The sequence below is a fragment of the Nocardia sp. NBC_01499 genome (assembly GCF_045040275.1).
Classification (GTDB): Bacteria; Actinomycetota; Actinomycetes; order Mycobacteriales; family Mycobacteriaceae; genus Nocardia.
Genome location: NZ_CP109426.1, coordinates 8533390 through 8549270, shown reverse-complemented (window position 1 = coordinate 8549270; position 15881 = coordinate 8533390). Strand labels below are relative to the sequence as shown.

The window sequence follows — 15881 nt, the reverse complement described above, 5'->3', positions numbered from 1 at the left end:
GCGCGAGGACCTGATCCGTTTGTGCCGCGCACGTTATGTTCACCCACGCACACTGTTTCGTGCGCAGCGTGCGAAACAATGCGCGGGACCAGGGCGAGCAGCGAACAAGCGCTTGGCGTTACGTCGAGTCCTCCCGCACCCGAACGTGAGTGCGCTTCCACAGCACCAAAACGCCTACGGCTGAGGCGATCATGCAGGCACCGACGACCCACAGACCCGCGCGCTGCGTCCCGGTCCAATCCTTCAGTCCGCCAGTGATATACGGGGCGGCGAAGCCGCTGATGTTGCCGATGGAGTTGATCAGGGCGATACCTCCTGCGGCGGCGGCGCCGGAGAGGAAGGCGCTTGGGAGGGCCCAGAAGGTGGGGAGGGCGGCGAGAACGCCTACGGCGCAGACGGTTACCGCGATCATGGCGGCGAAGGGGTTGCCGAGGTAGAGGGCGACCGGGATGGCCAGTCCGCCGAGCAGGGCGGGGAGGGCGACGTGCCAGGGGCGTTCGCCGGTTCGGTCGCCGTGCCTGCTCCACCAGACCATCACGACGGCGCCGATGACGTAGGGCACCGCGTTGATCAGGCCGCGTTGCACCACCGAATAGTGCGTCCCGTATTGCTGCTGGAAGCCGTTGATGATCGTCGGCAGGAAGAAGCCGAGCGCGTACAGCCCGTAAACGATGCCGCCATAGACGAGGGCGAGGCCGATCACCCGAATATCGGTGAGCGCCTTGCGCACCGTCCATTGCTCGGCCTGCTCCACCGCGGCCTGCTCGGCGGCGAGTTCGGTACTGAGCCACTGCCGTTCGGTGCGGGTCAGCCAACCGGCCTGCGCGGGACTGTCGGTGAGGAAGAACCAGGTCGCCACCGCGAGTGCCAGCGCCGGTATGCCCTCGACGAGGAACATGAACCGCCACCCGCTCAGCCCGAACACCCCGTGCCCGTACTCGATGATCAGACTCGACATGGTCGAGCCGAGGGCGGTCGACACCGGGATCGCGACCATGAACAGCGCGACGATCTTCGCCCGCTGGTTCTGCGGGAACCAATACGTGAGGTAGAGCAGGATGCCGGGAAAGAACCCCGCCTCGGCCACACCGAGCACGAATCGCAGGACGTACAGAACGGTTTCGTTGGGCACGAACGCCATCGCCGTCGCGATCACACCCCAGCTCGCCAGAATCCTGGCGATCCAGCGCCGCGCCCCGAACCGATGCAAGGCCAGATTGCTCGGCACCTCGAGCACCAGGTAGCCGATGAAGAAGATCCCCGAGGCCAGCCCGAACGCCGTCTCGGTGAGCCCGAGATCGGCCTTCATCCCGCTCGGCCCGGCGAACCCGATATTCACCCGATCCAGATAGTTGACGAAATACAGCAGCCCGAGAAACGGCACCAGGCGGAGGGTGACCTTGCGCAGCGTCGCGCGAGGTACGTCAGGTGTGACAACCATCCGCGCACTCTCACCCCCGCGACACCAACCGGTCAAGTCCGGCCCGTCCGCCTCGTCTTCACAAGCCACCCGTAAATCACACCAGGACTACAAGTTTCAGGGTCTGCCCGGCCGTACGCATGCCGTCTACGCTGGCCGCATGGCGAAGATCAACGAACGGCATTCCGACATCCCCGGCGTCGCCCCCGGTTTCGGCTACTCCCACGCGGTGACCACGTCGAACGGGCTCGCGTTCGTCTCCGGCCAGATCGCGATGGACGCCGCAGGCAATCTCGTCGGCCCGAACGACCTGGCCGCGCAGACCAGGCAGGCGATGACCAACCTGCAGAACGTGCTGTTCGCACTCGGCACCGACTGGACCGGACTGGTCAAACTCACCTGGTTCGTCACCGACACCAGCCAGCTGCAGGATCTACGCGACGTCCGCGACGAGTTCCTCCGCCCCGCGCTCGGCGACCGCCCCAACCCCGCCAGCTCGCTCGTCCGGGTCGCCGGACTGTTCCGACCGGAGCTGCTCGTCGAGGTAGAGGCTGTGGTGGCGGTCGACGGAAGCTGAGCGCGCGCCGAAAATGCCCGGCAACTAGCCCCGGCACGGACCGGACAGTCCGTGATACCGGATCTCTCGATCCGTGGACGCGCGGTCACCGCCGGTGGGAAGCTCGAAGGACCGCAGGTGTCGGGGCGCGAGGAAGCGAGACGCACAGTGGACAAGACGAGTGGTACCGCAGGGGGCAACGGCAGAGTGGTTGCGGCCGAGCGGCCGGATCACATTCGAAATGTCGTGCTGGTCGGGCACAGTGGGTCGGGCAAGACGACACTGGTCGAGGCGATGGCGCTGACCACGGGGACGGTGAACCGGGCCGGGCGGGTCGAGGACGGAACCTCCCTGTCGGACTACGACGAGATCGAACATCGCCAGCACCGATCGGTGCAGCTGTCGGTGGTCCCGCTGGCCTGGTCCGGGATGAAGATCAATCTGCTCGACACACCCGGATACGCGGACTTCGTCGGCGAATTGCGCGCAGGCCTGCGTGCCGCCGACGCGGCGCTGTTCGTCATCTCGGCGGCCGAGGGCGCGGAAGGCGTCAGCGGCGCGACCCGCGCGCTGTGGGAAGAATGCGCAGCGGTCGGCATGCCGAGGGCGATCGTGCTCTCACACCTGGACACCGCGCGCGCCGACTTCGAGGAGATGACCGAGACCTGCCGCACTGTCCTCGGCGGCGGCGCGTCGGAAAACGTTCTCCCGCTGCATCTTCCGGTGTACGGACCGAAGAGCGCGGACGGCCACCGCCCGGTCACCGGGCTGATCGAGCTGCTGCCGAACTGCGTGGTCGACTACTCCTCCGGCGAGCGGGTGGAAACCGAACCGACACCCGAGCAGCAGCCGATGCTGGACGAGGCGCGCAACCGGCTCATCGAGGGCATCATCGCCGAGAGCGAAGACGAGACCCTGATGGACCGCTACCTCGGCGGCGAGGAGATCGAGCTCGCGACCCTCGTCACCGATCTCGAACGAGCCGTGGCCAGAGGCAGTTTCCATCCCGTCCTGTTCGGCGCGCCCGCGCCGGAAGGTGCCAAGCAGGGATTAGGCACCGTCGAGCTGCTCGACCTGATCACCGGCGGCTTCCCGACCCCGTCGGAACACATCGTCTCCGCCGTCACCGCCGCGGGCGGCAACACCCGCCGCCAACTCGCCTGCGATCCGTCGGGCGCGCTCGCGGCCGAGGTGATCCGCACCGCGTCGGATCCGTACGTCGGGCGAGTCTCGCTGGTCCGCGTGTTCTCCGGCACCCTGCGCGCCGACGACACGGTGCACGTCTGCGGGCACGGACTGGAGGAACGCGGCCACGAGAGCCACGATGTCGACGAACGGATCGGCGCGGTCTCCTCGCCGTTCGGCAAGGGGCAGCGCCCGCTCGGCCAGGCCATCGCCGGTGACATCGCCTACGTCACCAAGCTGAGTCGCGCGGAAACCGGCGACACTCTGTCTGGCACCGACAAGCCGCTGCTGATCGAGCCGTGGCTGATGCCGGATCCGTTGCTGCCCATCGCCATTACCGCGCACAGCAAAGCGGACGAGGACAAGCTCTCGCAAAGCCTGGCCCGGCTGGCGGCCGAGGATCCCGCCGTGCGGCTCGAACACAACGCGCACACCCATCAGCTGGTGCTGTGGTGTCTCGGCGAGGCGCATCGCGATGTCGCGTTGGAGCGGTTGCGATCTCGGTTCGGGGTGCAGGTCGATGTGGAGGACCATCGGGTCGCGTTACGAGAGACGTTCGCGGGCAAGGCGAATGGGCGCGGCAGACACGTGAAGCAGTCCGGCGGACACGGCCAGTACGCCGTCTGCGAGATCGAGGTCGAGCCGCTGCCCGGCGGGTCCGGCATCGAGTTCGTGGACCGGGTGGTCGGCGGAGTTGTTCCGCGCCAGTTCATTCCGTCGGTGGAGAAGGGCGTGCGCGCGCAGGCGACGCGCGGGGTGGCCGCCGGCTACCCGCTGGTGGACGTGCGCGTGACGCTCTTCGACGGTAAGGCGCATTCGGTCGACTCCTCCGACGCCGCGTTCCAGACCGCGGGCGCTCTCGCGTTGCGCGAGGCCGCCACCAGCGCGGGCGTCGCGCTGCTCGAACCGATCGCCGAGGTGTGGGTGGTCGTCTCCGACGACTATGTCGGCCCGGTGCTGAGCGATCTCTCCAGCCGTCGTGGTCGCGTCCTCGGCACCGAACCGCACGGCGTCGGCCGCACCCGAATCCATGCCGAGGTACCTGAACTCGAACTCAGCCGTTACGCCATCGATCTGCGCTCACTCTCGCACGGCACCGGCGACTTCACCCGCACCTACACCCGCCACGAGCCGATGCCGGGCCAGCTCGCCGCCGCGCTGCGTGAACAGGCGAAAAAGCAGTCTTAGCAACGACATCGGGCCCATCCACGGGTAAGTGATTGGGCCCGACTATCTTTCATCGCTCAGGAGACCAGGTTCTTACGCAGCTTCACGATGGTGCCCGCGTCAAGGCCGAGTCCCTGGGTCAGGAACTTGCCGAGGTCGCCGTAGTCCTGCTCCATCTTGTTCACCGCCGCGTCCAGGTACGCGTCCCTGACCTCTTGCAACGGGATGAGCAGATCGGGATTCTGCATCAGACCCGCCTGCTGCACCTGCTGGCGCAGCGCGGCGTCCGCGGCGGCGCGATACTGGTTGGACAGCAGATAGTCCTGCCGCGCAGTACCTTCCGGCACGCCGACCGCGCGCAACAGCACGTAGGTCAGCCAACCGGTGCGGTCCTTGCCCGCGGTGCAGTGGTACAGCGTCGCCTTGTCGGTGTTGGCGAGATCCTTGATCGTCTGCCCGAACGCGGTACGTGACTCCGGGCGGCTGATGAACGTGGTGTACATGTTCAGCATGATCTGCTCGGCCTTGCCGTTGCCGAGCGCGTCCTGCTGTTTCTGCGGATCGCGGGTCTGGATCACGGCCAGCATCTGCTGGAACAGCCCCGTGTCATCGATCGGCCGGGCCACCGCCTGCGCACCGGGAATCGGCTTGTCCGCACCGGCGAACTGGATCTCCCCCGGTGTGCGCAGATCGATCACCGTCTTCACCTGCAGACCCGCCAACTTCTGCACATCCGCATCGGTCAACTTCTCCAGCGAATCGGACCGAATAGCCTTGCCCGACTTGGTTTTCGCCCCGTCATAGGTCCGATACCCACCGATATCACGCGTATTCACCGCCCCCTGCAAGTCGATCTTCCCGCCCGCGGCCGCCAACTCCGACTCGGGCTGCGCGGTCGCGAGCGGTGGAGCGGTCGTCATCGTCACGGCGAAGATCGCCAAAGCAGCGGTTATCAAAGAAATTAATGAAATCTTCATGGCGCCGGACAGTAGAACTCGTTTCAGCCCGGTATCGGCGTTCGCCCCCATTCCGCCGCATCTGCCCCACTCACCGGGATTCACCTGGCAGTCAACGAGATTCACACTGGACCTGGCACCAAATCCACCTACCATCGCACCCGCGCGCCCGGCGAAGAAGCGGTACTGAGTGTCGAGGTGATATGCCTATCCGCGACACGCCAACGAGACTCGCGCTCGCCACCGAGCCTGATCCGCCCCACATCCCGACCGCGCGGCGCGACGAAGAATTGCAGAAGCAGCACCGATCGCCGACGGCGCCATGCCCATTCATACGACACGCCAACGAGATTCGTGCTAAACACTTGACCCGCACCGCACCGCACCGCACCGCACCGCACCGCACCGCACCGCACCGCACCGCACCGCACCGCACCGCACCGCACCGCACCGCACCGCACCGCACCGCACCGCACCGCACCGCACCGCACCGCACCGCACCGCACCGCACCGCACCGCACCGCACCGCACCGCACCGCACCGCACCGCACCGCACCGCACCGCACCGCACCGCACCGCACCGCACCGCACCGCACCGCACCGCACCGCACCAGCGGACGCCGAGGACGCCGAGGACGCCGAGGACGCGCATCTAGCCGCTCGACAGAACTCGATGTGTACAACCAGATAGACATGCGCGGCCCGCACACGCCGGACCAGACATCCGCATCGGCCGCCGAATCGTCGGCGGCGAGCAACCTACGTCGAGATCAGGCGCACAGACTCGCCACACAACTTACGCATGTCATCGAGGTGGCTAGTCAGCATGACCACAGGCCCCTGCTGCCGCAGCGCCATTTCGGCGATGACGGCGTCGATCGCGTACTTGTGCCCATGCAATCCGGCGGCGAGGAGGAGCGCCGACGCGGACTTCGCGGACGCATCGTCGACCTGTTCGATCCGCAGCGCCGACAGCAGCCAGGCGAGTCGAGCCCGGTCGGTCTTGCGGTGGGTTGCCTCGACGATGGTTAGCGCGCTGATCACGACTTCCATCCCGCGGGAACGCGCTTCGGCGACGATCGCGACCACCGACACGGAGTCGTCGACGAGACGGGACAACCCGTCGCAGTCAAGGACCAACGTTCCCTGATCGCGCACAGATCGATTCAGCTTGCCGCGTGCCACTGCCCCGACTCACCGAGAGCGTGATCGAACAGGTCCCTGGCGCGTTGCCGTTCCGCCTCGGGAAGCGGTCCGTTGCGTCGTTCGTGATCGGCGATGTACTCGTCGAGCAACATTCCGCGAAGCTCGCGCTCGACGGCAGAGGTGACAAAGGACGAGAACTCGCGCTTGCCCACGCGGCGGCGGATCGCCTCGGCGGTGCCTTCCGGCAAGGACAGGCTGACCCGCGTCGCGGGGCCTTCTCCGATCCTATGCTCGGGTTCGTCGCTCATCCCATGAGATTATCAATCAAAGTAGGAAACCTCAACACCCTGCCGGGAACGGGCCGATAGCATGCCGAGTGGAATGCGAGTGATGCATATCGAAATCATCATTCTCGGCGGGATCGACAGGATCCTGTGGGGTGGAATAGGGTTGTGGCCGTGGCAGTTTCGCGCTGCGGGTGACAGCGTTTCCTTGGGGGGATTGCGTTATGAATACACCAGAGGACTCGTTACCAGTCGGCAGACATCGTGTTCAGCTGAATCCCGTTTACGGCGGGCCGTCGGAAATGGACTTTTTAGCCGACACTCAACCTGCTCGGTCGCCGCTGCCATTGCTATCGGTCATTGCATTGATAGCGGCGGGGCTCTCGACCGTGATCGGGGCCACCGGCCTGCTGGTGGCATTGGCCGCTTTCTTCCTCGGCGGGTTGGGCCACAGCAGGAATGAAGCGTTGGCCAAGCACGCCATCTTCTGCTCGATCATGGCGCTACTGTTCGCGCTCTTTGCCGGACCGGCCATCAACGCCTTGGTCTAATCAGAGGACGAAACACACTGCGTACCAACGACTTATCCAAGTACGGTCAAGGTCGCACGCAGCGCACCGGTGTGCTGACGATTCGCGCGGCCAACGGTAGATTCGGCGAATCGGCGGGACCGGTCCGCTGAAAACGCTTGCCCCGGTGCACAACTGCCTGCGGCATAGATATCGCGCACCTAGTCCGACTTCGTGCCGTAGTCCAGCACCACAAGCTCGCCGCCGCAACGAAAGTCATGATCGGGGCCCGGTAACCCTTGCCGGACTTACCGCAGGTACGAAGCCCCTTGCTGCTGAACGGGATTGGTGGCGCACTTATTGACCAGACCGAACAACGGGCAACGGCCCACCCGCGGATCGCGGATGGGCCGTTACCGAACGACTCGATGTACGAACGACTTACACGTCGTAGTACAGCTCGAACTCGTACGGGTGCGGACGCAGGTTCACCGGTGCGATTTCCTGCTCGCGCTTGATGCTGATCCAAGTCTCGATCAGGTCGTCGGTGAAGACGTTGCCTTCGGTCAGGTAGTCGTGATCCTGCTCGAGGCGGTCGATGACCGTGGCCAGGCTGGTCGGCGCCTGCGGGATGTTCTTGGCCTCCTCCGGCGGGAGCTCGTAGAGGTCCTTGTCGACCGGGGCAAGCGGCTCGATCTTGTTCTTGATGCCGTCCAGGCCGGCCATCATCATAGCGGCGAAGGCCAGGTACGGGTTGCCCGAGGAGTCCGGCGCGCGGAACTCGATGCGCTTGGCCTTCGGGTTGTTGCCGGTCACCGGGATACGCACGGCCGCAGAGCGGTTGCGCTGCGAGTACACCAGGTTGATCGGCGCCTCGTAGCCCGGAACCAGGCGGTGGTAGGAGTTCACGGTCGGGTTGGTGAACGCGAGCAGCGACGGCGCGTGGTGCAGGATGCCGCCGATGTAGTGCCGCGCCAGATCCGACAGGCCACCGTAACCGGCCTCGTCGTGGAACAGCGGCTTGCCGTCCTTCCACAGCGACTGGTGCACGTGCATGCCCGAGCCGTTGTCACCGAAGAGCGGCTTCGGCATGAACGTGACGGACTTGCCCTCGGCCCACGCGGTGTTCTTCACGATGTACTTGAACAGCTGCAGGTCGTCGGCCGCACCGAGCAGCGTGCCGAACTTGTAGTTGATCTCGGCCTGACCGGCGGTGCCGACCTCGTGGTGGCCGCGCTCGAGCTCGAAGCCCGCGTTCTGCAGGTTGGTCGAGATCTTGTCGCGCAGGTCGACGTAGTGGTCGTACGGGGCAACCGGGAAGTAACCACCCTTGTTGCGAACCTTGTAACCGAGGTTCGGCGAGCCGTCCGGGTTCGTCTTCGCGCCGGTGTTCCAGGAACCCGAGACCGAGTCGATCTCGTAGAACGCGCCATTCATCTTCGAGTCGTAGCGGATCGAGTCGAAGATGTAGAACTCCGCCTCGGCGCCGAAGTACGCGGTGTCGGCGATGCCGGTCGAGCGCAGGTACTCCTCGGCCTTACGCGCGATGTTGCGCGGGTCGCGGCTGTAGGCCTCGCGGGTGAACGGGTCGTGCACGAAGAAGTTGAGGTTCAGCGTCTTCGCGGCGCGGAACGGGTCAAGGCGCGCGGTGCTGAAGTCGGGCAGCAGGAGCATGTCCGACTCGTCGATCGACTGGAAGCCACGGACGGAAGAGCCGTCGAACGCTAGCCCTTCCTCTGCGAGGTCGGTCGTGAAGGCCTTCGCCGGGATCGAGAAGTGCTGCTGAACGCCGGGAAGGTCGCTGAAGCGGATGTCGACATACTCGACCTCTTCATCAGCGAGGAATTTGATGACCTCGTCGGCCGTGCTGAACGTCACTTGTTCTCCTTACGGATCGGTTCCCAGCGAGTGTCGATTGCATGGGTTCGTCGCGTCCAGACGGTAAGGACGCGGTGTTTCCCGGCAGTCAAGTCTGTGTTTCGCCAGTGTTACACGTACGGCTTGCCGGGTGACTAGGCCCACCCGGACTCGAACAGCATGGTAATCCTGCCATCCGTGCCGACACGCGCTGACGTGAACTCCCCTTATGCGGTGCCGGGCGGCCGGTCGGCCCCGCATATTGTGGGGGCATGGCACGCATGACGGGATCGTGGCTCTCCGGCCCTTCGGAGGGTTCCGGCGATCAGGTAACCCCCGAGTTCCCCGGCGAATATCTGGGGCTGCCGAAGTCCGGCGCCGGCTCGCTGTCCGGGATGGCCCGCCGGATCGCCGCGCTGTTCGTCGACTGGTTGATCGCGCTCGGCATCGCGGCGCTGATCATGCGCGGCGGCTCGACCTCCAGCCTGACGTTGCTGATCTGGTTCGTGATCGGAGTTGCCGCGGTGACGTTGTTCGGGTTCACGCCAGGGCAGTACTTCCTGCGGCTGCGGACCGTCCGGATCGATGCGCCGGTCACCGTCGGCTTCGTGCGCGCGCTCGCCAGGCAGGCGCTGCTGGTGTTCGTCGTGCCCGCGCTGTTCACCGATGCCGATGGTCGCGGGATGCACGACCGTGCGACAGGCACCGCACTGGTTCACTCCCGCTGATACGTGAGCCGGTTACGCTCCGACCGTGTCACTCAATCCGGCGATGCTCGCTATCCGGTTTCTGCTCGAGCTCGTTGCCATCGCTTCCTTCGGTATCTACGGTTGGCGGTCGTTCGATTCGCCGTGGAAGTTCCTGCTCGTCGTACTGTTGCCGCTGATCGCCGCCGCCCTGTGGGGCACATTCGCAGTGCCGGGCGACCCGAGCCGCAATGGCGAAGCGCCGGTCTCCGTGCCGGGCACCGTCCGGCTCGTCCTCGAACTCGTGGTCCTCTTCGGCGGTGCGGCGGCCCTCTGGGCAGCAAGCCTTCCGCGCTGGGCGCTCATCTCTGTCATCGTCCTGGTCATCTACCAAGCCCTCGCCTACGACCGCATCGCCTGGCTCCTGAAGGCCTGACCAAGATCATGGGGAACTGAGGGCGGCATTCACCGAGTAGCTACCGCCACCAGTTCCCCATGATCTTGAAGTCCATCGACGCCTCGCGAAACATACGAAAGGCCCGCGTCCTTGAGACGCGGGCCTTTCGTGTGGGTCTAACTCAGCGCCTGCGGATGGTCCGCTGCACGCCACGCATCTTGGCGCCCGCGGGCATCGGTCCCTTCGGCATGGCCGGGCCGGTGCGGGAACTCAGGGCGGTCAGCCGACCCTCGATGAGGTCCATGCGCTTGGCGTCGATGTTGCGGGGCAGCTTGGTCAGGTAGCGCTGCAGCTCCTTCAGCGGCACCTGGCCTTCGTCGTTGCCGATGACGACGTCGTAAATGGGGGTGTCACCGATGAGCCGGGCGGTGCGCTTCTTCTCCTGCGCGAGCAGCGATTTCACCCGCTGCGGGGCACCCTCGGCGACCAGCACCACGCCGGGCAGGCCGATCACCCGGTGCACCGCGTCGAGCTGAGTGGTCGCGGCGATGCCGTTGGACACCCGCCACTTGCCCTGCAGGTTGTCCAGCACCCAGGCCGCCGCGCCCGCCTGGCCCTCGGCCTTGCCGTAGACGCTCTTCTGCACCCGTCGGCCGAAGATGATGAACGCGGCCAGCGCGCCGAGTACCACGCCGAGCGGGACGAGGAACCAGGTCAGACCGAAGATCAGGCCGATGACCAGGAAGACGGCGGTGATGCCGAGCAAGGCGCCGATCATCAACGGCAGCAGCAGCTTGTCTTCCTTGCGCTGCATCTGGAACGCCTGCCAGAGCTGCTGCCTGCGCTCTTTCGACTGCTGCTTGCGGGCCGCTTTCGCCGCGGCCTTCGCTTCCTTGGTGGGCTTACCTGCTGCCATGTCACTCAGGATAGTGCCCATGTCGTGCGAGTTTCGCCACGCCTACCTCGGCGGCGTTTATTACCGTCGCGGCGGCGTCAATTCCAACCGCGCCTGGCCATCGAGCCGAGCACGGTGAGATCCAGATCACCGGACGCCTCGGTCCACCCCATCGCCCGCAATTCCACCGGCGCGGCCACGCCCAGCGCGTCGCGGAAACCGATGGCGACCGAGCGGGCGAAGTCGATCAGGCTGCGCGGGGAGATGGGCCAGAACATGGTCTTGGTCCAGTTGTCGACCTCGCGGCGCAGCATCGGCTCATTCCAGCCGAGGTCGCGTAACTCCTGCGCGGCGGCGTCCGGAATGGGCTGCGTCAGATAATGATTACCGGCCAGCTCGGCGGACAGTTTGATGTCGTATTGCAGGAACTGGACGTACCGATTACCCGGCGCCGCGATGATCAACGTCGCGCGCGAAGGTAGCTCAGACAGACACTGCGCCAGTGCTTGAACGAACTGCTCCCAGTCCGCGGTCACCGGCTCGTTCATTCTTCCCCCGGGCGCTCGCACTGGCCCGATCATACGCCGCCCCGCCTGAGACACCAGGTGAATCATGTTGTAGCCCCGAATACTTCGCGACGTCCATAGCAAACGCAAATGGCCCACCGTTCGCTGGAAACAACAAGCCATTCAGCTGTCACGTTTACGCCGCCGACACTCCGCTCGACACCACCAACTCCGGTGACCGCCCGCAATCCCGGAATACCCACACCCCCGAACTTGCGCCTCGCCGATCACACGCCCACGACACCACCCAACCGCACCCCCACGCGAATCAGACTGCGTGCGAACCCATTCAGCGCCGCCGAACGCTTGGTTGTGGCGTCGAGAGTGCTCGCCCGGATCTGGCCGCACCGACATCTCATCGACGCACCAGCGGCCATCGAGACGCGGTCGTGCCCCCAACGGGACATGACGGCGGCAAACGTCGAGTGGACACGCCACCATGTCCCGTTCGACGGCCAGTCGTGCACCGAGCGGGACATGAGGGCGGCGAACCGCGAGTAGACACGCCACCGCGTCCATTTCGACGGCCAGTCGTGCGGCGAGCGGGACATGAGGGCGGCAAATCGCGAGTAGACACGCCACCACGTCCCCTTCGACGAGCAGCCATCCGCCGAACGGGACATGAGGGCGGCGAACCGCGAGTAGACACGCCACCACGTCCCCTTCGACGAGCAGCCATCCGCCGAACGGGACATGAGGGCGGCGAACCGCGAATGGACGCGCCACCATGTCCCTTCGGCGAGGAGTCAGGCCCAAGGCGGCGGAGCCATACCGCTCGCGCGGGGCATAGCGGCGGCGAATCGCGAATGGACACGCCGCCACGTCCACTTCGACGAGCAGCCGCGCACCGAACGCAACATGGCCGTGGCGAATCGCAAGCGGACGCGCCACCATGTCCCGTCCGACGAGGAGTCAGGCTCGAGGAGGCGGAAGCATGCTGCTCACGTCAGTCAGATTGGGCGTAGTCCGATTCATCGCGGCCGAACTGCTGTGCCGTGACGGCGAGGGTGCTCACACCGGTTTGGCCGCACCACACCGCAATCTGAACTGCGCGTGGGTCAGTGACCGCGGGCCAGCGAAACGTCGGTCGTGCACCGAACGGGACATGAGGGCGGCAAATCGCGAGTGGACGCGCCACCATGTCCCGTTCGGCGGCCAGTCGTGCACCGAGCGGGACATGAGGGCGGCGAACCGCGAGTAGACACGCCACCACGTCCCCCTCAGCGAGCAGCCACGCACCGAACGGGACATGGCGGCGACGAATCGAATGGGCGCGCCACCATGTCCTGTTCGGCGGCCAGTCGTGCACCGAGCGGGACATGAGAGCGGCGAATCACGAGTGGACGCGCCACCACGTCCCCTTCGACGAGCAGCCGCGCACCGAACGCAACATGGCGGCGACGAACCGCGAGCAGACACGCCACCATGTCCCCTTCGATGAGCAGCCGCGCACCGAACGCAACATGGCCGTGGCGAATCGCAAGCGGACGCGCCACCATGTCCCATTCGACGGCCAGCCGTGCACCGAACGGGACATGAGAGCGGCAAATCGGGAGCAGACACGCCACCACGTCCACTTCGACGAGCAGCCGCGCACCGAACGCAACATGGCCATGGCGAATCGCAAGCGGACGCGCCACCATGTCCCATTCGACGGCCAGCCGTGCACCGAACGGGACATGAGAGCGGCAAATCGGGAGCAGACACGCCGCCACGTCCACTTCGACGAGCAGCCGCGCACCGAACGCAACATGGCCGTGGCGAATCGCAAGCGGACGCGCCCTCATGTCCCATTCGGCGGCCAGCCGTGCACCGAACGGGACATGAGGGTGGCAAATCGCGAGTGGACGCGCCACCATGTCCCGATCGGCGGGCGGCCGTGCGCCGAGCGGGACATGGGTGAGGGGTCCTGTTCGGTGGGGGTGGGTGGGGTGCTGAACCGTTGGGTATCGGCACCGTGCTGTTCAGCTGGTGGCTACCGGGCGGTGTTAGTTTGCGGTGCGTGTGTGCGCGGTTGGTGGTGAGCGTCCATGACGTCGCACCCGCGAGTGCGGCGGAGACGGCGCGCTGGTGTGCCGATGCCGATGGGTTCGGGATTCCGGTGTCGTTGCTGGTGATTCCTGGGCCATGGCGCGGTGCGTCGTTGGCGGAGCGGCCGGATTACGCGAGCTTCCTGCGGGAGCGTCGCGCCAGTGGCGACGAGATCATGGTGCACGGGTGGTCGCATCGGGCCGGACCCGAGGGCGGGTGGCCGCGGCGGACACTGGGTCGCGCGGTGGCGCGCGGGGCCGCCGAATTCGCCGCGCTCGACATCGACGAGGCCGCAGCTAAACTGCGCGCCGCGACCGAGGTGATGACCGAATCCGGACTCTCGACAACGGGTTTCACCCCACCGGGCTGGCTGGCCTCGCCCGCGGCGGAACAGGCATTGCGCGCGGCGGGCTTCTCCCACACCACCGACCACTTCGGCGCGAAGGACCTGCGCACCGGCCGCCGACATCGCGGCTTCGCACTCTCCCACCGCCCCGGTGGCGGCTGGTCGGAACGCGTCGGCGCCGCCATGCTGGAAACCATGGCCCGCCACAACACCGCACGCGGCGGCCTCGTCCGCCTCGCCCTCCACCCCGACGACCTCCACCACCCCGGCCTACGCGAAGCCACCCTCCGCGCCATCGACACGGCCCTCCGCGCGGGCGCCCACGCCACCACCTACGCCGACCTGATCAGATCGGCGGACCACTGATGCGCATCGTCAACTGCTACACCGCAACTCGCCACACGGCTGCCCGCCGCAGTCGGTTCAATTGCCAGCCAGTACGAATCATCAACTGGCACAACGCAGCCCATTGTGCCGGAGCCAGCGCGACGACTTACCCGGATCCGACTGGAAAGGCGGTCTGCTAGTGCGCATCGTGCAGATCGCCAACTTCTACACCCCGGCCTCGGGTGGGCTGCGTACCTGCCTGGATGAGATCGGGCGGGGGTACCTGGCGGCTGGGCACAATCGGGTGTTGGTGGTTCCCGGGCCTGCTGACGGGGATGAGGTGACCGCGTCTGGGCGACGGATTACTGTGCACAGTCCTAAGTTCGGTGCGGGTGGGTATCACGTGCTGACCGCGCGGCGTACCCGGGCGGTGCTCGATCGGTTGCGGCCTGATGTTCTCGAGTGCAGTGACAAGTTGAGTGTTCGGTGGCTCGCGCCGTGGGCGCGCGGGGCGGGTGTGCCGCTTGTGCTGTTCTCGCACGAACGGATCGATGCCATCCTGCGCACCCGTGTCCCACCCGGGTTCCCGTTGACAACGGTCGCCGACCTGGCCAACCGCCGCCTCTGGGTGCGCGCCGAAAAGGTCGTTGTCACTTCGAGTTTCGCGACGGCGGAATTCGCCCGCATCGGCGCGACGAACGTGCGGCGGGTCCCACTCGGCGTCGACCTGACCACCTTTCACCCGGCCGACCCGGAAACACCTTGGGCCGCAAACGATCCGGTTCGCCTGGTATTGGTGAGCAGGCTGTCCAAGGAGAAACGCGCCGAACGCGCCATCGAGGCGGTGCGCGTCCTGGTCGAATCCGGCCTGAACTGCGAACTGACCGTCATCGGCGACGGCCCGCTACGCCACCGCCTCGAACGTCTCGCCACCGGACTCCCGGTGTTCTTCCACGGCCACCTCACCGACCGCACCACCATGGCCACCCTCGTCGCCGACGCCGATATCGCGGTATTCCCCTCCCCCGCCGAAACTTTCGGCCTCGCCGTCCTGGAGGCCCTCGCCTGCGGCACCCCCGTCGTCGTCCCGGCCGCAGGCGCCGCCAGCGAACTCGTCGACGCCCCAGGCTCCGGCATCGTCTCCGACGGCACCCCCCAAGGCCTCGCCGACGGCGTCCGAGAACTCCTCACCGTCCCCACCCCACAGCGCCGCAACGCCGCCCGCACCGCAGCAGAACGTTTCCCCTGGTCAGCCACCGTCACCGGCATGCTCGCCCTCTACGCCGACTACGACTCCCCCGCCCGCACAGCCTGACCTCAAATCAAACGGGACATGGTGGCGGCAAACCCCAAGTAGCCCCGCCACCATGTCCCGTTGACCACGCGACTGACCGCTGTAGGCAACAGCCACCCCTTTCCTCCGGATCCGCCCCGCAACGGCCCGCCAAAGCGAGTGCGAATCTCGAGTACGCGCGTGAATCCGACTGACCACCAAAACAGTTCAAGATCATGGGGAACTGATGGCGGCAAAGTTCGAGAAACTTCCGCCACCA

16 protein-coding genes are annotated in these 15881 nt (G+C 66.2%); 8 read left to right on the top strand and 8 right to left on the bottom strand.

The annotated features are described in order from the left end of the window. Positions 1–118: 118 nt before the first annotated feature. On the bottom strand, positions 119–1441 hold the full coding sequence (locus tag OG203_RS38945; RefSeq protein ID WP_405162202.1) for an MFS transporter: 1323 nt from the start codon (positions 1439–1441) through the stop codon (positions 119–121). A gap of 139 nt (positions 1442–1580) precedes the next feature. Here OG203_RS38945 and OG203_RS38940 point away from each other — a divergent pair, with 139 nt between their 5' ends. After that, positions 1581–1997 (top strand): RidA family protein, encoded by a 417-nt coding sequence (locus tag OG203_RS38940; RefSeq protein ID WP_405162201.1) that lies wholly within the window; start codon positions 1581–1583, stop codon positions 1995–1997. Between the two features lie 147 nt (positions 1998–2144). Next, a complete protein-coding gene (locus OG203_RS38935) occupies positions 2145–4349 on the top strand; it encodes an elongation factor G-like protein EF-G2 (protein ID WP_405162200.1) in 2205 nt (734 codons plus the stop codon). 56 nt (positions 4350–4405) lie between these two features. On the opposite strand, the gene OG203_RS38930 is transcribed toward OG203_RS38935, so the two are convergent. Next, complete coding sequence (locus OG203_RS38930) at positions 4406–5305, bottom strand: tyrosine-protein phosphatase (protein ID WP_405162199.1); 900 nt, start codon at positions 5303–5305, stop codon at positions 4406–4408. A gap of 344 nt (positions 5306–5649) precedes the next feature. Here OG203_RS38930 and OG203_RS38925 point away from each other — a divergent pair, with 344 nt between their 5' ends. Then, entirely contained in the window at positions 5650–5940 is a 291-nt protein-coding gene (locus OG203_RS38925) for a hypothetical protein (protein ID WP_405162198.1), read from the top strand. A 103-nt stretch (positions 5941–6043) separates the two neighbouring features. On the opposite strand, the gene OG203_RS38920 is transcribed toward OG203_RS38925, so the two are convergent. Together OG203_RS38920 and OG203_RS38915 are read right to left on the bottom strand one after the other, a co-directional pair. Next, on the bottom strand, positions 6044–6373 hold the full coding sequence (locus OG203_RS38920; RefSeq protein WP_405162197.1) for a DNA-binding protein: 330 nt from the start codon (positions 6371–6373) through the stop codon (positions 6044–6046). 77 nt (positions 6374–6450) lie between these two features. Further along, positions 6451–6738, bottom strand: coding sequence for a hypothetical protein (locus OG203_RS38915; RefSeq protein WP_405162196.1), 288 nt, complete (start codon positions 6736–6738; stop codon positions 6451–6453). 200 nt (positions 6739–6938) lie between these two features. On the opposite strand from OG203_RS38915, the gene OG203_RS38910 reads away from it, so the two are divergent. After that, positions 6939–7265, top strand: a complete 327-nt coding sequence (locus OG203_RS38910) for a hypothetical protein (RefSeq protein WP_405162195.1) — start codon at positions 6939–6941, stop codon at positions 7263–7265. A gap of 399 nt (positions 7266–7664) precedes the next feature. Here OG203_RS38910 and glnA read toward each other — a convergent pair whose 3' ends face one another. Further along, positions 7665–9101 carry a type I glutamate--ammonia ligase gene (glnA, locus tag OG203_RS38905; RefSeq protein ID WP_405162194.1) on the bottom strand — a complete coding sequence of 479 codons (1437 nt, stop codon included), beginning with the start codon at positions 9099–9101 and terminating at the stop codon, positions 7665–7667. A 251-nt stretch (positions 9102–9352) separates the two neighbouring features. On the opposite strand from glnA, the gene OG203_RS38900 reads away from it, so the two are divergent. After that, positions 9353–9808 (top strand): RDD family protein, encoded by a 456-nt coding sequence (locus OG203_RS38900; RefSeq protein WP_405162193.1) that lies wholly within the window; start codon positions 9353–9355, stop codon positions 9806–9808. Positions 9809–9833: 25 nt separating this feature from the next. Continuing rightward, entirely contained in the window at positions 9834–10202 is a 369-nt protein-coding gene (locus OG203_RS38895) for a YrdB family protein (protein WP_405162192.1), read from the top strand. A gap of 142 nt (positions 10203–10344) precedes the next feature. On the opposite strand, the gene OG203_RS38890 is transcribed toward OG203_RS38895, so the two are convergent. From OG203_RS38890 to OG203_RS38880, 3 genes are all read right to left on the bottom strand, one after another. Continuing rightward, on the bottom strand, positions 10345–11079 hold the full coding sequence (locus OG203_RS38890) for a DUF4191 domain-containing protein (RefSeq protein WP_405162191.1): 735 nt from the start codon (positions 11077–11079) through the stop codon (positions 10345–10347). 77 nt (positions 11080–11156) lie between these two features. After that, a complete protein-coding gene (locus OG203_RS38885; protein WP_379286974.1) occupies positions 11157–11606 on the bottom strand; it encodes a TY-Chap domain-containing protein in 450 nt (149 codons plus the stop codon). A 1238-nt stretch (positions 11607–12844) separates the two neighbouring features. Next, positions 12845–13483 carry a hypothetical protein gene (locus OG203_RS38880; protein ID WP_405162190.1) on the bottom strand — a complete coding sequence of 213 codons (639 nt, stop codon included), beginning with the start codon at positions 13481–13483 and terminating at the stop codon, positions 12845–12847. Positions 13484–13626: 143 nt separating this feature from the next. On the opposite strand from OG203_RS38880, the gene OG203_RS38875 reads away from it, so the two are divergent. Both OG203_RS38875 and OG203_RS38870 read left to right on the top strand, forming a co-directional pair. Next, positions 13627–14367 (top strand): DUF2334 domain-containing protein, encoded by a 741-nt coding sequence (locus tag OG203_RS38875; RefSeq protein ID WP_405162189.1) that lies wholly within the window; start codon positions 13627–13629, stop codon positions 14365–14367. A gap of 160 nt (positions 14368–14527) precedes the next feature. Then, positions 14528–15643 (top strand): glycosyltransferase, encoded by a 1116-nt coding sequence (locus OG203_RS38870; RefSeq protein ID WP_405162188.1) that lies wholly within the window; start codon positions 14528–14530, stop codon positions 15641–15643. Positions 15644–15881 lie beyond the last annotated feature (238 nt).